The sequence below is a fragment of the Arthrobacter sp. ZGTC412 genome, assembly GCF_002929215.1.
Taxonomy (GTDB): domain Bacteria; phylum Actinomycetota; class Actinomycetes; order Actinomycetales; family Micrococcaceae; genus Arthrobacter.
In genome coordinates this window covers 294,950-313,460 of the sequence record NZ_PJII01000002.1, presented here as the reverse complement: position 1 = coordinate 313,460, position 18,511 = coordinate 294,950, and the positions used below count along the sequence as shown (strand labels likewise).

16 protein-coding genes are annotated in these 18,511 nt (G+C 66.0%); 10 read left to right on the top strand and 6 right to left on the bottom strand.

The genetic code is table 11. The features are described 5' to 3' along the window. Positions 1 to 5: 5 nt before the first annotated feature. Entirely contained in the window at positions 6 to 590 is a 585-nt protein-coding gene (gene purE, locus CXQ88_RS04535; RefSeq protein ID WP_104042970.1) for a 5-(carboxyamino)imidazole ribonucleotide mutase, read from the bottom strand. Beyond that, positions 587 to 1,783, bottom strand: coding sequence for a 5-(carboxyamino)imidazole ribonucleotide synthase (locus CXQ88_RS04530; RefSeq protein WP_104042969.1), 1,197 nt, complete (start codon positions 1,781 to 1,783; stop codon positions 587 to 589). The genes purE and CXQ88_RS04530 overlap by 4 nt, the downstream gene beginning before the upstream one ends. Before the next feature lie 173 nt (positions 1,784 to 1,956). On the opposite strand from CXQ88_RS04530, the gene CXQ88_RS04525 reads away from it, so the two are divergent. Next, positions 1,957 to 2,529, top strand: coding sequence for a GtrA family protein (locus tag CXQ88_RS04525; RefSeq protein ID WP_104042968.1), 573 nt, complete (start codon positions 1,957 to 1,959; stop codon positions 2,527 to 2,529). Positions 2,530 to 2,553: 24 nt separating this feature from the next. On the opposite strand, the gene CXQ88_RS04520 is transcribed toward CXQ88_RS04525, so the two are convergent. Beyond that, complete coding sequence (locus tag CXQ88_RS04520; RefSeq protein WP_104042967.1) at positions 2,554 to 3,252, bottom strand: TIGR03089 family protein; 699 nt, start codon at positions 3,250 to 3,252, stop codon at positions 2,554 to 2,556. A gap of 367 nt (positions 3,253 to 3,619) precedes the next feature. Between CXQ88_RS04520 and CXQ88_RS04515 the strand changes: the two genes are divergently transcribed. The 3 genes from CXQ88_RS04515 to CXQ88_RS04505 are packed head-to-tail and all read left to right on the top strand — an operon-like array spanning position 3,620 to position 9,154. Continuing rightward, a complete protein-coding gene (locus CXQ88_RS04515; RefSeq protein WP_104042966.1) occupies positions 3,620 to 4,150 on the top strand; it encodes a WhiB family transcriptional regulator in 531 nt (176 codons plus the stop codon). A gap of 29 nt (positions 4,151 to 4,179) precedes the next feature. Continuing rightward, positions 4,180 to 7,497, top strand: a complete 3,318-nt coding sequence (locus CXQ88_RS04510) for a glycosyltransferase (RefSeq protein WP_104042965.1) — start codon at positions 4,180 to 4,182, stop codon at positions 7,495 to 7,497. After that, positions 7,490 to 9,154 carry a DUF5719 family protein gene (locus tag CXQ88_RS04505; RefSeq protein WP_104042964.1) on the top strand — a complete coding sequence of 555 codons (1,665 nt, stop codon included), beginning with the start codon at positions 7,490 to 7,492 and terminating at the stop codon, positions 9,152 to 9,154. Before CXQ88_RS04510 ends, CXQ88_RS04505 begins: the two co-directional genes overlap by 8 nt. 68 nt (positions 9,155 to 9,222) lie before the next feature. Here CXQ88_RS04505 and CXQ88_RS04500 read toward each other — a convergent pair whose 3' ends face one another. Continuing rightward, entirely contained in the window at positions 9,223 to 9,735 is a 513-nt protein-coding gene (locus tag CXQ88_RS04500) for a metallopeptidase family protein (protein WP_104042963.1), read from the bottom strand. 119 nt (positions 9,736 to 9,854) lie between these two features. Here CXQ88_RS04500 and CXQ88_RS04495 point away from each other — a divergent pair, with 119 nt between their 5' ends. The 4 genes from CXQ88_RS04495 to CXQ88_RS04480 all read left to right on the top strand — a co-directional run bounded on the left by CXQ88_RS04495 (position 9,855) and on the right by CXQ88_RS04480 (position 13,465). Beyond that, a complete protein-coding gene (locus tag CXQ88_RS04495) occupies positions 9,855 to 10,244 on the top strand; it encodes a DUF3499 domain-containing protein (protein WP_104042962.1) in 390 nt (129 codons plus the stop codon). A 77-nt stretch (positions 10,245 to 10,321) separates the two neighbouring features. Beyond that, positions 10,322 to 10,573, top strand: a complete 252-nt coding sequence (locus tag CXQ88_RS04490) for a hypothetical protein (protein ID WP_104042961.1) — start codon at positions 10,322 to 10,324, stop codon at positions 10,571 to 10,573. A 102-nt stretch (positions 10,574 to 10,675) separates the two neighbouring features. Continuing rightward, entirely contained in the window at positions 10,676 to 12,163 is a 1,488-nt protein-coding gene (gene ahcY, locus CXQ88_RS04485) for an adenosylhomocysteinase (protein WP_104042960.1), read from the top strand. 63 nt (positions 12,164 to 12,226) lie between these two features. Beyond that, positions 12,227 to 13,465 carry a L,D-transpeptidase gene (locus CXQ88_RS04480; RefSeq protein WP_104042959.1) on the top strand — a complete coding sequence of 413 codons (1,239 nt, stop codon included), beginning with the start codon at positions 12,227 to 12,229 and terminating at the stop codon, positions 13,463 to 13,465. A gap of 3 nt (positions 13,466 to 13,468) precedes the next feature. On the opposite strand, the gene CXQ88_RS04475 is transcribed toward CXQ88_RS04480, so the two are convergent. Next, entirely contained in the window at positions 13,469 to 14,269 is an 801-nt protein-coding gene (locus CXQ88_RS04475; protein ID WP_104042958.1) for an RDD family protein, read from the bottom strand. 65 nt (positions 14,270 to 14,334) lie between these two features. On the opposite strand from CXQ88_RS04475, the gene CXQ88_RS04470 reads away from it, so the two are divergent. Both CXQ88_RS04470 and CXQ88_RS04465 read left to right on the top strand, forming a co-directional pair. Next, entirely contained in the window at positions 14,335 to 15,327 is a 993-nt protein-coding gene (locus CXQ88_RS04470) for a stage II sporulation protein M (protein ID WP_181037408.1), read from the top strand. 137 nt (positions 15,328 to 15,464) lie between these two features. Beyond that, positions 15,465 to 16,640: a TIGR01906 family membrane protein gene (locus tag CXQ88_RS04465; protein WP_104042956.1), complete on the top strand. Its 1,176-nt coding sequence runs from the start codon at positions 15,465 to 15,467 to the stop codon at positions 16,638 to 16,640. Here CXQ88_RS04465 and CXQ88_RS04460 read toward each other — a convergent pair. Continuing rightward, on the bottom strand, positions 16,631 to 18,457 hold the full coding sequence (locus CXQ88_RS04460; protein WP_104042955.1) for an AMP-dependent synthetase/ligase: 1,827 nt from the start codon (positions 18,455 to 18,457) through the stop codon (positions 16,631 to 16,633). The genes CXQ88_RS04465 and CXQ88_RS04460 overlap by 10 nt on opposite strands. Positions 18,458 to 18,511 lie beyond the last annotated feature (54 nt).

The window sequence follows — 18,511 nt, the reverse complement described above, 5'->3', positions numbered from 1 at the left end:
CCTTCCTAACGGCTGCCCCGGAGCGGGCCGTTGCCTTCGGCGAAGACCTCGCTGACCTTTTGCCGCAGGTTTGCCCCTTTGCGGGAGGCCACGGCATTCAGGTCCGCTGCGAACTCAAGAAGGTCAGCGCGCAGCGATGCTGCAAGCTCATCCGTGCCTGCTGCAAGAATCCGGACCGCCAGGAGTCCGGCATTGCGCGCTCCCGCGATGGAAACGGTGGCCACGGGGACACCGGCAGGCATCTGCACGATGGACAGCAGGGAGTCCATGCCGTCCAGGGTCTTCAGCGGGACCGGAACCCCAATCACGGGGAGCGGAGTAACGCTGGCGAGCATCCCCGGCAGGTGGGCGGCACCGCCGGCGCCGGCAATGATCACCCGAAGCCCGCGCTCGTGAGCTGTCTGGCCATAGCGGATCATTTCGGTGGGCATGCGGTGGGCGGATACAACGTCGGCTTCAAAGGGGATGCCAAACTCTGCAAGGGCGTCAGCCGCGGCTTCCATGACCGGCCAGTCCGAATCCGAACCCATCACCAGGCCTACCAGCGGGTTGCCGGCGGAACCGGCGGCAAGGGTGGCTTCGGCACTCATGCTTTCTCCTCAAAAATTGCCGGCGGTTCTTCGGCGGGTACCCGCCCGTCCCGAATGATGCCCGCCACGGTTCCTGCACGGCGTCGGACGTCGTCAACTTCTGCGGTGGATGACCCCACCAGGTTTACATGGCCAATCTTCCGGCCCGGCCGTACCGACTTGCCGTAGCAGTGCACTTTGGCAGCCGGCTCGCTGGCCAGCGCCAGCGGGAAGGCGGAAAACAGGTCATGGTTGTCGCCGCCCAGGAAGTTCTTCATCACCACTACCGGAGCCAGGACGTCAGTGGCGCCCAGCGGGAGGTTCAGGACCGCCCGAAGGTGCTGTTCAAACTGGCTGGTGACCGACCCGTCCTGCGTCCAGTGGCCGGTGTTGTGGGGGCGCATGGCCAGTTCGTTGATGAGGAACCCTGCTCCGGTACCCGGAGTTTCGAAGAGCTCCACCGCGAGGACCCCTGTCACTCCCAGTTCATGGGCTATGCGCAAAGCGGCGTCCTCGGCTGCGGCCGCAACCTCCACCGGGATGTCCAGGGCGGGGGCGATGACTTCATCGCACACCCCGTCGACCTGGATGGTGTGCACTACGGGCCAGGCCCGGGCTTCGCCGTCGGGCGTCCTGGCGACCAGGGCGGAAAGTTCGCGCGTGAATTCGACTTTTGCCTCCGCCAGGAGGGGGCTCATGGCCTCGAACCATTCGGTGGTTTCGGCAGCCTGCTCCGCCGTGGAGATGATCCGCACACCCTTGCCGTCGTAGCCGCCGCGGGGCGTCTTCAGGACCACCGGCCATCCGGTGTCCTCTCCGAAGCTGATGAGTTCGGCCACATTTGCCACCGAGGCCCACACTGGGTTGGGAAGCTCCAGCCGGTCGATTGCGGCCCGCATCACCAGCTTGTCCTGCGCATGCACGAGGGCGTCGGGGCCGGGCTGTACGTTGACGCCGGCTTCCTGCAGTGCCCGGAGATGGGCCGTGGGGACATGCTCGTGGTCAAAGGTCATGACGTCCAGGCCCTGGGAGAACTTCAAAAGGGTCTGCAGGTCCTTGTAGTCGCCCACCGGAGAGGAGGGCACTGCCGGGACGGCGGAAACGTCCTCGCCCTCGGCCAGGACACGGAGTTCAAAGCCGAGTGCAGTCGCGGCTGGGGCCATCATTCGCGCGAGCTGGCCGCCGCCAACCACACCTATTACTGGAAAAGTCACATAGGCCAGCCTACCGAAGACCGCCCGGTATCCCGCTTTTGGGACGCGGCGGGGAGGAGTTTTCGCACCGCCGCGTCCCAACCTGCCGAACCCTAGGGGGCTGCCCCTCAGTTTCGGGGGCTAAAATGGGCCTTTGGCCGAGTGGCCCATAGTTCCAACGGCCATGGAGGGTCATGTTTAACACACTTGCAGATCGAGTCCGGGGGCTCGCCTCGCTTTTCTGGCGCGAGGTAGCCAAGTTTGGGGCCGTAGGCGGTGTGGCATTCGTCATCGACAACGGCCTTACGTATTACCTTATGCACGGTCCAATGACGGACAGCGAGGCCAAGGCCCGCTTTGTCGGCGCTTCGGTAGCCACCATCTTTTCCTGGATTGCGAACCGTCTCTGGACTTTCCGGCACCGCCGGCAGGACAACGTACTGCGCGAATTCCTGATGTTCATCCTTATCAACGGAATCGGAATCGGCATCTCCACCGGCTTCACTGCCCTCGCAAAGTACGGGTTCGGCATCACCGACAAGAACATGCTCTTCTTCGCAGGAGTGGCAGGCATCCTGGTGGCCACGGTGGTCCGGTTCTTCGCCTACCGGTTCCTGGTGTTCAACAAGGAACTGGACCAGGACCCCGAGTTCTCACACGACCACGAGCTCATTGAACTCCACCACCATGCCAAAGACGCCGGTGCCGGCACCGGTGTGGCAGAGCGCGAGACCTTCACGGAAGACCCCGCCCAGCCCAAAAAGTAAGGGCAAGACGGCAGGAGCAGCCCTTCAGCTGCCGTGGATGCGTTCCGCGGCGAGCAGCTTCTCCGTGGGCTCCACATCGGGGTGCGTCAGTACCACTGAACCCCCGAGCCGCCACGCGCCCAGCGCATTGGCCAACGCCGCCTCCAGTCCGTCCTGTCCCGGTATATGCAGCCGGACGGCCTCTTGATGGGGCACTGCGAAGCCGTCAAGCAGGTCCTGGTGGGAGTGCCGGCGGCCGTCCTGCGCAACGATTGCGCAGGACGAGGGGTCGGCCTCGGTGTGCTGCATAAATACGTCTCCGTGGGAGCGCACTTCCGCCGCGTAATCCAGACAACCGGCCGGCAGTTCGCCGGCCCAGCGCATGGCCAGGGCGGGCAGCGCAACGGCCACAACGGCGTCGTACTTACCTGCTGCCGGCTCCGGCCGGGCGGTGGCCAGGAGGTCGGCTTCACCGCCGTTCAGGACTGTCTCAAGGCCGAGCTGCCAGGCGGCAAGCGCCCAGACCAGTCCTTTCCAGTGCGCGGGCAGGTCCAGCGCCAGCCGCATGCCGGGTTCGGCGTCCAGTTCGTCCTGGAGGAGGTTGCTGGTCTTGGCCACCCAATTGTCCAGCACCTTTCCGGACAGCTCCACACGCTCCGAGTCCGGGCCGTACCAGGTGAGGCGAGGCGCAGAGGAGTTGCCTGAACGAAGGCTGGTCATCAAATCGATTGCCGGGGTAGTCATGGCTCAATCCTGCCATTGCGGACGGGCCCGGTCACTGGGCCCGGCAGTGATTTGAAGGGGACCGCCGGCGTGACCTTCGTCGCAGAAAAAGAAGCGTCATCTACTCTGCTGTGCCGTTCGGGCCGCTAAAACCCGAGTTTTTGAAGCGGACGCCTTGCATAAACAGTCCGCCGATGGGTAAGACGGGCAAAAGTTCGGGCGTGGCGTGCACCATTTAGGGGCTGTTGGTGATTATTATCCGGGCAGCGGCTTGACTCACCTTAGTTACACGCGTGTAATTAGGTAACTAAAGGCACCTGCGTAAATACCGGCACACAACCGAGTGTCCACGTATCCAGGCAGAAGCTGCAACATCAGGAGGGGCGCCGTGGGGCAAGCAGAGCGTATCCAGGAAGATGCCGTCGTGGCCGGCCAGGCAACGGCAAGATACCGTGCACGGGGGGTACCCAGCGATTGGTACGTCGATCCGGCCGATCCTGACGCTGCGGAGCGGTACAACACGAACAACAAGGACTTCCTGCAGGACCAGGCAACAGCCTTCCTTGCCGAGCACGAAGCACTGCTGGACGGCGGGCAGGACTCCGAGGACGAGCTCGATCCGCCCATGGAGCTGGCGGCCGGAACGGCACAGCCTGTTTGGATCGGACTGCCCTTCCAGCAGGACTTTGATGACGAAGGCGAGCTCGGCTGGCAGACGGACGCGCTGTGCGCCCAGACCGACCCCGAGGCGTTCTTTCCCGAAAAGGGCGGCTCCACCCGTGACGCCAAGAAGGTCTGCGGTGCCTGTAACGTGCGGTCCCAGTGCCTTGAGTACGCCCTGGCGAATGACGAGCGGTTCGGCATCTGGGGAGGCCTTTCCGAGCGTGAGCGCCGGCGGCTAAGGAAGCGAGCAATCTAATTCATCAGGATGTCCACGTCACTGCCGTTGTGGTTGCCCACAACGGCAGTGCCTATCTTCCCAGAACACTGGCAGCGCTGGCGGGCCAGACCCGGCCCGCGGACTACGTCATAGGCGTTGACACCGGGTCCCGCGATGATTCCAAGGCCCTCCTTGAGCAGGCCCTGGGTGAGTCGCTGATAGTAAGCCTCCGCGGAAAGAGCGGCATGGGCGCCGCGGTAACCGCCGGTCTTGCCGAACTCGCCCCTTGGCGGGAAGACCACGGCAACGGCAGTTCAGAGTGGATCTGGCTGCTTCACGATGACGCCGCGCCCGCTCCGGAGGCCCTGGCGGAACTTCTCCTCGCCGTCGAACGCGCACCCTCCGTAACAGTTGCCGGCTGCAAGCAGCTGGACTGGCACGCCGGACGCAAGCTGGTGGACGTAGGCCTGTCCACCAGCCGCTGGGCCGAGCGGTTGACGCTCATTGACGCCGACGAACTCGACCAGGGGCAATACGACGGCCGCAGCGATACCTTTGCCGTGAATTCCGCCGGCATGCTGGTCCGACGGGACGTCTGGGAACACCTTGGCGGCTTCGATCCCGCCCTCCCCGGCAGCGGGGATGACGTCGACTTCTGCTGGCGCAACCGCCTGGCGGGACACCGTGTGGTGATTGTCCCCGCGGCGAGGATGTTCCACGTAGCACACCGTCCCCATGCTTTAGGCAACGCCGCCGCGGCCCGTAAGGCCCAGGTCCACTTGCGGCTGAAGCATGCACCGCTGTGGATGGTCCCCGTCCATGGCGTGGCTGCCCTTCTCGGCAGCATGTTCAAACTGGTGTTGAGCATCGCGGTTAAGGATCCCGGGCACGGCATTACCCAGCTGGCAGCAACATTTGCAGCACTGGGACGTCCCCGGGCCGTAATAAGGGCAAGGGCGAACGCCAGGGAGACACGCCGGATCCGCCGGTCCGTCATCCGGAAACTCCAGACCCCCCGCCGTGAGGTCTGGAGTCACCGGCGCTCCCTCATGGAAGCCCTGGGTTCAGACGGCAGCGCCGCGGACCACCTCGAACAGGACCCGTTGGCAAACCAGCCCACCGGCGACGCAGCCGACGACTTCGCGGCGCTTGCCACCAGCAAGCGCGGCTGGGTGGGGAACGGTGCCCTGGCCGCTGTCATCGTTGGGTCTGTTACCTCCCTGCTGGGCTTGACCGGACTTTTTGGTGCCCCCGCAGTGTCTGGCGGGGCCCTCATTCCGGTCGCAGCCGGACTGGGGGACATCTGGCACCATGCGTCCAGCTGGTGGATCTCGCTGGGTGCCGGGCTTCCCGGCCGCGGGGATCCCTTCGGATATGTCCTCTGGATCCTGGGTGTACTGGGCGGCGGTGACGCCAATGCCGCCATGGCCTGGCTGCTGCTGCTCGGCACGCCATTGTCCGGCCTTACCGCCTGGTTTGCGGCGGGCGGCCTGACAGTCCGCCGCCGCCTCCGCCTGGCAGGAGCACTTTTCTGGGCCGCTGCCCCAGCCCTGCAGGTGGCCCTCAACCAGGGCCGGGCCGGGTCCCTTATTGCGCACATCATGATTCCGCTGCTGGCCCTGGCCCTGTTGCGGGCAACCGGCTCCGCAGTGGGACAAGGCCGGTTCCAGCTGCCGGCTCCCGGTGACCTACGTTTCACCGACAGGCCACCCGCCAAACCCGGGATCAACGGGATGCCTTCATGGACGGCTGCAGCGGCGGCCGGCCTGGCCCTCGCTGTCGTCACCGCGTCCGCGCCGTCCCTGCTGATACCTGCGACGGTGGTTATAGTACTTTGCGGGCTCCTGCTCGGGCGCCGCGGCCGGACGGTGTGGTGGGCACTGCTGCCAACCGCGGCCCTGTTCATCCCTCTCGGCCTCTCAGCCCTGGATAGGCCCCGGGCCCTGTTGGCTGATCCCGGCGTGCCGCTGGGCTTTGATGCTGCTCCTCTATGGCAGCAGCTGCTCGGCCAGCCGCTTGAATTCGGCGCCAACAGCGGGCTGGCGGGACTACCGTACTTCGCGGACAGCGCCGTGCCGTGGGCCCTCTTGTTGGCCTTCCTCGTTGCCGTCCCCGTGCTGCTCCTGGCCGTGGCCGCCGTTAGCCTCCCCGGCAACCGGGCCCGGATTGCCAGGTCACTGTGGGTCGTGGCCACTCTTGCCCTGGCCGGAGGCTGGCTTGCAGGGCACGTCGCCACCGGCGTGAATGCCGACACCATGGTCACGCCCTTCCCCGGACCTGCGGTTTCTGCAGCAGCGTTCGCCCTGCTGGGTGCCGGTGTACTGGGAGCAGAACGGCTGCTGGACAAGGCGGACCGGGCAGTGGCTGGCACCAGCAAACACAAGAGGGCACTGCAGTCAGCGACCGCGTGCGGCATGGTGCTCCTGCTGGTGGGACCGTTGGCAGGAATGGCTGCCTGGTCGGCGCAGAACATCCTCCGTCCGACTGTTGTCACCGCCCAAAAGCACACCGCTCTGGGCACGCCCCGGCTCGTCGAGGCAGCCGGCGCGCGAACCCTCCCGGCCACGGCCATCGACCGCGGGACCGGGCCTGAACAGACGCGCACACTCCTGATCAGCACCGGCGAGAACGGCACGTATGACGCTTCCCTTATGAGGGGCGCGGGCACCACACTGGACAGCCTTTCGGCCATCGCCGCGGTACGGAACATACTGGGCCCGCCGGGATCAGAAACGGTCCGTGAGGACGATGACGTTACCGCGGCGGTCCGCCGCGTGGTGGCGACACTGGTGGCCGGCCAGGGCGTGGACCCCCGGACCGACCTGGAACAGCTCGGGGCCGGCTTTGTGGTTCTCCGGGCAGCAGACACCGCCGCCCAGCTCACTGCCAGCAGGATGGACGCGGTACCCGGGCTTATTGCAGTGGGGCAGACCGACGTCGGCTGGCTATGGCGGATCACTCCACTGAACCAGCCAATCCTCCAAGGCGCAGACGTTGCCCACCGAGTGCGGGTTGTTGACGCGGACGGCTCCGCCATTGCGCTGGTCCCGTCGGGGTATGACGACGTCGACGCTGCTGTGCCCGAGGGGCCGGAGGGCCGCCTCGTGGTGCTGGCGGAACGGGCAGATCCCGGCTGGAGTGCCTGGCTGGACGGCCGCAGGCTGACCTCGACTACTTCAGGATGGTCCCAGGCTTTCACCCTCCCGGCCTCGGCGGGCCAGCTGACGGTACGGTACGAGAATCCGTGGGCCCTGTGGTTAGGGATCGCCCAGTTCACCGTCATTGGGCTGACGGTCATGCTCGCCATCCCCATGCCTGCCCCGCGCCAGAGGACTGGTATTTCACGGGACGAAGGCTCGCTGCGTAAGGAACACCAGAATGCGTAACACTTCCACGTCCGCGGAAGCATCAGAGGCAAGCGGTTCCACCGCTGTGGAACCCCCGCAAAGCCCCGGGCCTGCCAAGCGTTCAGCCGCCAAGGGGCGGAAGGCGCTGCTCTCCAGCCTGGCGTCTGCCGCCGTCGTCATCGCCGGTGCGGGCGCCGTGGTGGCAGCCGGGTCAGCCCTCCCGCAGCCCGTTTCCAGCCGTGCCGTACCCGCAGGGGAGTCGGCCGTTCCTGCCGGATCCAGTGTAGGAGTCTGCCCGGGCCCCGCCCGGCTGCTGGAAGGCACTGAAGCGGGCACTGATCCGCAATTCAGCCCGGAGTCGGAAACTGCCGCAAGCTCGGTAACCGGGGCGGTACTCAGCGCAGGAGGGGTGCTGCCTGCCAGTCGGCTGTCGGAACTCAGCGGAACGACCACCGTCGAGATTGCAAAGGAGCAGGCCCAGCCCGGTGCCGCCGAAGGTCCCCAGGAGCTTCTCGCGGGAGTGGTTGCGCGCCGTTCCGTGGATCAGGTCAGCATTCTCAGCGCCGACGCCCTGGCAAACCAGAAGGCCTCTGCGGCCGCAGCCATGAAGTTCACGGCAACGGACGGTGACCTGCAGGGGACTGCGGCAGCCAACTGCCTGCAGCCGGCCAACGATCAATGGCTGGTGGGTGCCAGCACCACCGTAGGCCGTACGTCAGTGCTGGTGCTGACCAACGCGTCCACCACACCGGCCACCGTCAGTCTCGAGCTTTTCGGGGCCGCGGGGCAGATCCAGGCACCCGGCAGCCGGGGGCTGCTGGTGGCGCCCGGCACGTCCAGGCCGGTGGTGCTCGCCGGCCTGGCTCCGGGAGAGGGCCAGCTGAGCGTGCACGTGCGCAGCGCCGGCGGCCCTGTCGCAGCCGTCATCCAGCAGAGTGTCCTGCGCGGGCTCACCCCGGGCGGCGTGGACTTCATCACACCCGGAGCGGCGCCGGCCGTCCGGCAGGTGATGACCGGCGTTGATATCCAGGACCCCGGGCAGGTAGCTCAGCTCACGGGAAGGTCCGGCTACGAGGACGCCGGGCCGACCCTGCAACTCACCGTTCCCGGCCCTTCAGACGCAGTGGTGGAGGTCAAGCTCTACGGGCGCGACGGCCAGAAGGCACTGCCCAACGGGGGAGTCATCACTGCCAAAGCGGGCACCGCCACGGAAGTCCCGCTCGCTGGCGCCCCGGCAGGTCACTACACGGTGGTTGCATCATCGGATGTCACCTTCGTCGCCGCCGCCCGGGTAACCCGGGGACTCCAGGACAACAGGGCGGCCGACGTCGCCTGGGCGGCATCGGGAGTGAGGCTCGGCAGCCAGCACGTGGTCCCCGTTCCGCAGGGGGGCCAGCGCCATCTCGTTTTCGGTGCCCTCGACAACCGGGCCACTATCACCTATTCCGCCATCACTGCCGACGGCAAGGTCCGGGCAGCCTCCACCGCCGACATCGCCGGCGGAACCACGGCGTCCATCGCCATTCCTGAAAAGGCAGAGGATTCCGACGTCGTGGGTTATGTGGTGTCAGCCTCAGGCGATGCCGCTTACGGAGCCCTGCTGCTGCAGCAGGACGGGCGGGACGATATTTCGTCGCTGGCCTTCCTGTCCGCAGCGGCAGGACAGGAAACAGTGCCCGTCACCTTGAGTTACTGAAGCTCGGACGTCCGGTAACCGGCCGCCGATTGCGGCGGCGGCCGGCAGAAGCTGATGCTGCAGCGGGATCAGTACCGGCGGCGGTACACGGGGTCAAGGGTCTCCGGGGCAACACCCAGCATTTCAGCTGTGTGCTCTACCACCACGTCATGGACCAGGTCATGGAGTTCGTCCACACTGCCGCACGCCTGCTCAACCACGCGCCGGTACACGGTAATCATCGGCCCGTCCTCGTTCGTTGCAGGGGTATAGGAACCCATGGGGGCCGTGGTGGCATTCAACGCCAACTGCTCCAGGTCCGGCGGGATTTCATCGACGCCGAAACGGACGCCGTCGAGGGTTTTGCCCCAGATGTCGTGCAGCCGTTGCGCGGAGTCCAGCACCATGTCATCGAAGCGGTCCGAACGCGTGCGGTAACCGGGATGGGTGGGGAGCATCACCTCGCCGCGGAGGCCCCGTCCGTGGCGGTTGCGGCGGCGCATCATAAAGCTTTTGCCCGGCGATGCGGTGCCCGGGTCCCTGCGGGCATCCGGGTCAGCCAACCGGACCGAAAAGCCTGATTCATGGTTCGATGACTGCATACATCGACTGTAAACCCGGGGGAGGATTTACGCGACACATGGGCTGCACCCGCCAAGGCGCGTCGACCCGGGGCGGCAATGCCGGGTTTTGCCGTCTGCACGGAGTAGTCTGTGATGTCGTGGGAGCTATCCGTCAGTGTTCAAGATCTGCGTGCCGCCAGTCAGCGGTAGCTACTCTGACGTACGTCTACGCGGATTCCACAGCGGTCCTTGGTCCGCTGGCCACGTACGCCGAACCCCATTGTTACGATCTGTGCGAGCAGCACGCTGATTCCCTCACCGTCCCCCGGGGCTGGGAAGTTCTGCGCCTGGCCATGCCTTCCACTCCGCAGCAGCCTGGCCCGGACGACCTTCTGGCACTGGCCAATGCAGTCCGCGAGGCTGCCGCGTTGCCCGCCCAGGCGCCGCCGCCTTCCGGAAAACGCGGCCCCCATTCGGCGTTGGAAGCACCAGCCGGAGCCGAGGGGGCCCGAAGGGGCCACCTCCGCGTCCTGCGGGAACCGTCCTGACGCGCATCTGGCGGTAGGCTGGAAGCTGCAATTCCGTCCGCTACCGGCGCGAGCGCGCCCGCCAGGGAGCATGAATAATGCCAAAGATCAGTCCTGAACTCCTGTCCGTCCTGCGTTGTCCCGTGACAGGGTCGTCCCTGGTGCAGGAAGGCGAAGAACTCGTTGCAGCCGTCGCAGGCGAGTCCGGAGTGAAGCCCCGCTACGCCATCGAGGACGGAATTCCCCTCCTCCTGCCGCCCGAACTGCTGGCAGCAGCGGCCGCGGCAGGTTCTGACCAGCACGATTCAGACCAGCACGACCCTGCCGCCGCCGCACCCCGGGCCGTTTAGCCCTCCGCCAACACAGACCACAGGCACCCATGCCGCGGTTCCCGGACCGGGCGCCGCAAGCAGCACCCGGCCCCACCGCCGGACAAAGTAAAGGATTCATCCATGGCTTTTGATTACAAGGTTGCCGACATCTCGCTGGCCGAGGCGGGCAGGCACCAGATCCGCCTTGCAGAGCATGAAATGCCCGGCCTGATGTCCCTCCGCGAGGAATTCGGACCCACCCAGCCGCTTAAGGGTGCACGGATCGCGGGATCGCTGCACATGACGGTGCAGACCGCGGTGCTGATCGAAACCCTCACCGCCCTGGGCGCCGAGGTCCGCTGGGCTTCCTGCAACATCTTCTCCACCCAGGATGAGGCCGCCGCTGCCGTAGTGGTGGGGAAAGGCACCGTGGAGGACCCGCAGGGTGTTCCGGTGTTCGCGTGGAAGGGCGAAACGCTCGAGGAATACTGGTGGACCGCCGAGCAGATCCTCACCTGGCCCGGCGCGGAGGCCAACCCGGAGCTCGGCCCCAACATGATCCTTGACGACGGCGGCGACGCCACCATGCTGGTGCACAAGGGCGCCGAGTTCGAGGCAGTGGGCAACGTCCCGTCCGCCGACCCGACGGATTCCGAAGAGTACGGCATCTTCCTTGATGTCCTCCGCCGTTCGCTCGCAGCAGACCCGCACAAGTGGACCCGCACGGCCGCCACCATCAAGGGTGTCAGCGAAGAAACCACCACCGGTGTCCATCGCCTGTACCAGCTGGCTGAACAGGGCAAGCTGCTCTTCCCCGCGATCAATGTCAACGACTCCGTTACCAAGAGCAAGTTCGACAACAAGTACGGGATCCGGCACTCGCTCCCGGACGGCCTCAACCGTGCCACTGATGTGCTCATGGGCGGCAAGGTCGCTGTCGTGTGCGGCTATGGCGACGTCGGCAAGGGTGCCGCGGAGGCACTGCGCGGCCAGGGTTCACGCGTGATCGTCACCGAAATCGACCCCATCTGCGCCCTGCAGGCGGCCATGGACGGTTACCAGGTGGCCAAGCTGGAGTCCGTCCTGGCCCAGGGCGATATCTTCATCACCACCACTGGCAACAAGGACGTCATCATGGCCGAGCACATGGCGGGCATGAAGAACAAGGCGATCGTGGGCAACATTGGCCACTTCGACAACGAGATCGACATGGCCGGACTCGCCCGGATCCCCGGCATCAAGAAGGTGGAAATCAAGCCGCAGGTCCACGAATGGGTGTTCGAGGAGAACCCGGCCACGGGAGAGGCCAGCCGTTCCATCATTGTCCTTTCCGAAGGCCGCCTGCTGAACCTGGGCAACGCCACCGGCCACCCGTCCTTCGTGATGAGCAACTCGTTCGCCAACCAGACCATCGCCCAGATTGAGCTGTGGACCAAGAAGGACCAGCCCGAGGGGGAGCGCGAGTACGAGAACCAGGTCTACGTCCTGCCCAAGGTCCTGGACGAAAAGGTGGCCCGCCTGCACCTGGACGCCCTCGGCGTGGAGTTGACCGAACTGACCAAGGACCAGGCTGAGTACTTGGATCTGGACGTCGCCGGCCCGTACAAGCCCGAGCACTATCGTTACTAAGAAGCAAAGTGCCCGGGCGCCCAGAGCGCCCGGGCTGTTACTTTCTGCGCCTAGGATCAAAATATGGAGCCCGAAGTCCAATCCCGCCGGCCGGGTCGTGTGAAAAAAATACTTGTGGTGGTGGCTGTGTGCCTCCTCGCCGCTGTGGGCGGCGTGTTCGCTGCAGTGGCACCGGGAATTGCCCGCGGAGCCATCGAATCCGAGGCAGGGTCCGCCGTCAGGACATCGCCCGGCGTCGCCGCGCCGGTCATTGCGCCGGTAAAGCTCGACGCCGCGCCCGCCAACGGCGCCAAGCAGGTGAACCCGGCTGCCCCGGTGTCACTGAAGGTGGCCGACGGCACGATTGAACGCGTCACCCTGACCAGCACTTCCGGCGAGACGGTGGAGGGCAGCATCGACGCCGCGGGGACAGGCTGGACGGCGTCCGGTCCGCTGAAGTTCAACACGGACTACAGCTACACCTACGTGGTGAAGGATGGTGCCGGACGCGAGACCAGCACCACGCAGTCGTTCAGCACGGTTTCCAGTTCCCACGAGGCAGATGCGGCCATCTACCCTCTGGACGGCATGAAGGTGGGCGTCGGGCAGCCGCTGCAGGTCATCTTCAGTGAACCGGTGGTCAACCGCGAAGCCGTGGAAAAGGCCATCAGCATCACCAGCAGCGCCGGTCAGGTGGGCGCCTTCCACTGGCACAGCGACACCATGGTCCGGTACCGGGCGGAAAACTTCTGGGCGGCAAACTCCACCATCACCATGGACATGCAGCTGTTCGGCGTGGACCTGGGCAACGGCCAGATCGCCAACTTCAACAAAAAGGTGAACGTTTCCATCGGCGACAAGAAGGTGGCGGTGGCGGACGCAGCGGCCCACACCTTCACCCTCAGCGTCAATGACCAAGTGGTCAAGACGCTGCCGGTGAGCATGGGGGACAAGCGGTTCCCGTCCGCACGCGGCTACGGCGTGCTGATGGAAAAGAACCGCTACGACCACTTCCGGGCCTCGAGCATCGGGCTGAAGCCCGACGATCCGGCCTACTACGGGAACGTCGACGTGGAATACACCATCCGGCTTACCCTCAGCGGCGCCTACATCCACCAGGCCCTGCCGTCCGCCTTCCCCTTTATCGGCAACACCAACGTCTCGCACGGCTGCATCGGCTTCGCCCCCGACGGCGCCGCCTGGGTCTTCAACAACATGGGCACCGGCGATGTGGTCCGGATCGTCAATACTGAAGGCGACTACGCAGCACACGACGATGGGTTCGGCGACTGGAACATCCCGTGGAGCGAATACGCCAACTAGCTCTCAGCTGCCGAACGGCAGCCGGTGCAGCCGCTCACCCGTCTCCACGCTCCGCCGTCGTGCCTGGGACAACCGGGCGAGCTCCCTGCTCCGCCGCTCCGCCACGACGGCGGCGAGGTAGTCATCGGGGCTGGTCCCGGCAGGCGGCGGCGGGGCCACGTGGGCAGCGAGCTCCGTTGCGATCGACTTGGCCATGCCGGCCCTGGACAGTGGTGCCATCCGGCCGGCCTGGCGGATGAACTGGGATGCCCGGCGCGCCGTCGCATCCGGAATCCGGCCGATATCCGCCGCCGTTGCCCAGGACCGGAGCCGGGGCGGAACAAGCACCGGCGGAGATTCTTCAACCGGGACCCGGCTGCGGATGGCGTAAGTCCCGGCCATCAGGTCGCCCAGCCGGCGCGACCTGTCATTGAACAGGGCCACAGCGATGGCCAGCCCTCCGAAGGTCAGGTAAATTTCGAGGAAGCCGGTCAGCCCGCGGATGAGTGCGTGGCGGAACCGGATGGCGCCGCCGTCCTCCCGCACTACCCGGAGGCCTGCTGCGAGCTTGCCAAGCGAGAGCCCGCGGCTCAGGGTCTCCACGGCCACTGGAACAATCACCAGGCAGAAAACCACACTGGCCACCACGAGGGCCCGCATCGCCGCATCGTCGAGGTCTTCGCCCGCGGCCGTAACTCCAATCAGGATCACCACCAGCAAAATGATGCTCATGGCCATGTCCAGGAGCAGGCCCAGCGCCCGGGCTGCAAAGGACGCGGGGCGGAGTTCCAGGACCACGGCTTCGCCGGTGATTATCGAACTCACACTGTTCCTGTTCCTCGCGGCTGATGGGACGCTCATAGTCTATGGCGGGCCGCTAGGCTGGTGCCGTGGATATGGACGCATTCTCCGCCGTCAACGCGGACAAGTGGTCCCGGCTGCACGAGCTTGCCTACAAAGGCCGGCTCAGCGGGCCGGAAGCAGATGAACTGCTGACGCTGTACCAGTCCACGTCCTCTCACCTTTCCCTCATCCGGTCGCTGGCCCCGGAGAGCGGCCTGTCCGCCTCCCTGTCCGCGACCCTTGCCCAGGCGCGGACCCGTTTTACCGGTGCGAGGTCCAACGTGATGGAGGACCTGGCGCGGTTTTTTGTGGTGGCCCTTCCGGCCGCCTTCTACCGGCTCACCTGGCTCACCCTGGCTTGTGGGGCGGCCTTTGTCCTCATCGGCGCGGCCTACGCGCTCTGGATCGGCACCTCCCCTGAGGCCCTGCGGGCGGTGGCCTCCGAGGCGGCCGCCAAGCAGTACGTCGAGGAAGACTTCATCGACTATTACTCGGAGAACCCCGCCGCGTCTTTCGCCGGAGCCGTCTGGACCAACAACGCCTGGATCAGCGCACAGGCAGTGGCCCTGGGGATCACGGGAGTGTGGGTGCCGATGATCCTGTTCAGCAACGCCCAAGGGGTTGGTATCGCCGCCGGCATCTTCGCGGCCGCCGGAAAGTCCGACGTCTTCTACAGCTACATCCTGCCGCACGGCCTGATGGAACTCACCGCAGTGTTCATTGCCTGCGCCGCAGGACTCCGGATCTTCTGGGCGATGGTGTCGCCGGGGCCGCGCACCCGCGGCCGGGCCGTGGCCGAGGAGGGCAGGTCCCTGATCACGGTAGCCCTGGGACTGGTCCTGGTGCTGTTCGTTTCCGGACTGGTGGAAGGGTTCGTTACCCCCAGCGCACTGCCGGTCTGGGCAAAGATCGCCATCGGGGCCGCCGTGCTGGCTGCCTACTGGCTGTATGTCTTCGCCTGCGGACGGCCCGCCTACCTCGCGGGGGAGTGCGGCGACCTGCGCCGCGAGGACGCAGGTTATTCGGAAATCGCCGTGTAAAGCGATGCCTGAATCGTTGTAATCCCTCCGGGGTGGTTCCTCGCCCGGCCGGAAGCCCGGACGGTAGGCTCGTCAACAGATAAAGCGCGCCGGCGGACCAGAACCTGGCGCGGAAGCCCAACGGAAGTGACGCTGCTGTGAAAGACGAAACTCCTGCCCGCGCCAGGCGCGCCGAGCCGCAGCCGGAACCAGTCCTGGACACGTCAGGGGACTCTGACGAGCCGGCGTTTTCCTGGATGACTCCCGCCGGTACGGGCACCGGCAGTTCTGCGGCGGACAGTTTCGATGAGTCGCCCGCTGAAGCGCGGGGCGAATCAGCCGGGGGCGGGAAGGCAACGACTCCGGTCAGCACCGGGACTGCGGCCGCCGGCTCAACTGCGACAGCCGCCGCGGCTCCGGAGGCCCGCAAAGCCGCCCAGCCGGAGAGCCGGGCCGACCGGAAAGCCGCAGAGGCCGCCGTCGCAGATGCGGAACCCGCGTCCTTACGTGGCAGCTCGCCTGTTTTCAAGGAACCGCTCCCAACGTCCGCGTTGCAGGTCCGTCCGCCCGAGGAAGAGGTGGAGCGCCGCAACGCACAGCGTGAGAGCGCAGCCAACGCCAAGCCGGTAGCCCCGCGGCTGATGCAGGTCCTGCTTGCCATCTTCTTCCCACTGATCCTGCTCATCCTTGCGGTACGTGCAGTGACCAGCCCGCTGTTCCTGTGGGTGGAGTACAACCGCCCCGGATTTCCCGGCGACGGCTACGGGTTCAGCACCGACGACAGGATGACCTACGGCTCGTACGCCGTCGACTACCTCAGCAACTGGTCCGGCCCGCGCTACCTGGGCGACCTGGTGCACCGCAGCGGTGACAAGCTGTTCAAGGACGGCGAAGTCAGCCACATGGCGGACGTTAAGCTGGTGATCCTCTCCACCTTCGGTGCTGGCGTGCTGCTGGTCCTGGTGAGTCTCATCGCTGTCCTCTACCTGCGTAAGCGAAGCACCGGGGGAGTCCGCAGGGGCCTGTTCGCCGGCTCGATCATCACGCTGGTCCTGATCCTGGGACTGGGTTCGCTGGCAGTGCTGGGCTGGCAGCAGTTCTTTACCGAGTTCCACCGAATCTTCTTTGCCGATGGTTCCTGGACGTTCAGCCTGGATGACACCCTGATCCGGCTGTTCCCCGGCCAGTTCTGGGTCGACGCCGGGATTGTGATCGCGGGCCTGGTGCTGTTGACAGCGCTCGTCACGCTGATCCTCACCTGGCCCACCCGGCGGCGCCGCGGCCTCGTCAAGGACGAACCCGCGGCAGCCGATCAGGCAGCCGGTCAGGAGTAAAGTTTGGCGATTTCGCTTTCGTAGTCATGCACGACGGCGGAGCGCTTCAGTTTGAGCGAAGGCGTCAGGTGTCCTGAACCGACCGTGAACTGGGCGTCCAGCACAGTGAATTTTCGGATTGATTCTGCCTTGGACACCAGCTGGTTTGCCTGGTCCACCGCCTCCCGTATTGCTGCGGCCACCTGCGGGTCCGTGACGGCGTCCCGGACAGCAAGGGCGGGCAGTCCCTGCTCGGAGCGCCAGTTCTCGAGGCCTTCCGGGTCCAGGCTCACGAGCGCCGAGACAAAGGGCTTTCCGTCACCCACTACCACCGCATGGGCCACCAGTTGATGGGCGCGGATCCGTTCCTCCAGCGGCCCGGGGGCAACATTTTTGCCGCCGGCGGTCACCAGCAGGTCCTTCTTCCTGCCCGTGATGGTCAGGAACCCCTGGGAGTCAAGCTGCCCGAGGTCGCCGGTGCGGAAGAAGCCATCCACAAAAGCCTCTGCGTTCGCCGCCTGGTCGGCGTGGTAACCCCGGAAGACGCCGATGCCCTTGACCAGGATCTCGCCGTCCTCGGCTACCCGGACGGTGGTGCCGGGGATGGGGATCCCCACTGAACTTACCCGTGTGCGGGAGGGCGTGTTGACGGTGCACGGCGCGGTGGTCTCGGTCAGGCCGTAGCCTTCCAAGACAGGAATCCCCGCGCCCCGGAAGAAGTGGGCGTCGTCCGTTGCCAAGGCACTGGCGCCGGATACGGTGTATCCCACGTGGCCGCCGAAGGCGTGGCGGAGCCGGGCGTAGAGCAGCCTGTCGAAGATCCCGCGGCGGATCCGGCAAGGCAGCCCGGGGCCGTTGCCCTCGCCCCGGCCGCGCTTGTCCTCCTCCTGCGAGTGCTCAATGGCAGTTGCCGAGGCGGCTCTGAAAAGCCGTGCCTTGCCGCCCACTGCTGCCTTGTGCCCCGCGGTGGCACGGACCTTCTCGAAAATCCGCGGAACCACCAGCAGGAACGTGGGCCGGAACGTTGCCAGGTCCTCGAGGAGCTGGGCGGCCCCCGTGTGCCCAAGCGTGGCGCCGGCCGTGAGGCTGACCACCTGGACCGCCCGGGCGAGGACGTGTGCGAGCGGCAGGAACATCAGCGTGCGGGCTTGGTCCTGGAGCAGCAATTCCGGGAGGAAAGCGACGATGTTCCGGGCCACCAGGGCGAAGTTGCCGTGGGTGATTTCGCAGCCTTTGGGTTTGCCCGTGGTGCCCGAGGTGTACACCAGGGAGGCGACGTCATCCAGCCCTGCCCGGCTCCGGTGCCGTTCCAGCTCCCCGTCGGTGACACCGGTTCCGGCGGCGGCCAGGCTCGCGAGGTCCGGGGCTTCGCCCTCGAAGTCCATGCGGACCACGTTGATAAGCCGGTCACGGAGGAGTTCGGAACCGGCCAGGACGCCGGTCACCAGCTTCACCTTGGCACGGTCCTCGGCGAAGACGCGCCGCACGCCGGCGTCATGGAGGATCCACTCCACCTGGCCGGCTGATGACGTTTCGTAAATGGGAACGGTGACGCCGCCGGCAAACCAGACGGCGAAATCCACCAGCGTCCATTCGTAGGAGGTGGCGGACATAACCGCCACGGTGTCGCCGGGTTCGAGGCCGCCCGCGATCAGGCCCTTGGCAAGGGCGCTGACATCCTGCAGGAACTTCTGCGCGGTCACGTCAAACCAGCCGTTGGGCCCCTTGCGCAAGTAAAGGGCCCGGGCAGGATTGGCGGCCTGCTGCTCGAGCAATAAATCCGTGACGTTGCTGGCGGCATCAAGCTCAACCAGCAGTTCGGTGCTTGCTTCCCTCACAGCAGGTCTCCGTTCCGCTGCCATGCCGCGGCAGCGGCTCTGTCAAGGTCTCCT

Excerpts from the sequence above, each read along its gene's own strand:
- CXQ88_RS04490 (WP_104042961.1), top strand. The coding sequence starts at position 10,322 with ATGCCAAAGATCAGTCCTGAACTCCTGTCCGTCCTGCGTTGTCCCGTG.
- CXQ88_RS04505 (WP_104042964.1), top strand. The coding sequence starts at position 7,490 with ATGCGTAACACTTCCACGTCCGCGGAAGCATCAGAGGCAAGCGGTTCC.
- CXQ88_RS04520 (WP_104042967.1), bottom strand. The coding sequence starts at position 3,252 with ATGACTACCCCGGCAATCGATTTGATGACCAGCCTTCGTTCAGGCAAC.
- CXQ88_RS04500 (WP_104042963.1), bottom strand. The coding sequence starts at position 9,735 with ATGCAGTCATCGAACCATGAATCAGGCTTTTCGGTCCGGTTGGCTGAC.
- CXQ88_RS04480 (WP_104042959.1), top strand. The coding sequence starts at position 12,227 with ATGGAGCCCGAAGTCCAATCCCGCCGGCCGGGTCGTGTGAAAAAAATA.
- CXQ88_RS04525 (WP_104042968.1), top strand. The coding sequence starts at position 1,957 with ATGTTTAACACACTTGCAGATCGAGTCCGGGGGCTCGCCTCGCTTTTC.
- ahcY (WP_104042960.1), top strand. The coding sequence starts at position 10,676 with ATGGCTTTTGATTACAAGGTTGCCGACATCTCGCTGGCCGAGGCGGGC.
- purE (WP_104042970.1), bottom strand. The coding sequence starts at position 590 with ATGAGTGCCGAAGCCACCCTTGCCGCCGGTTCCGCCGGCAACCCGCTG.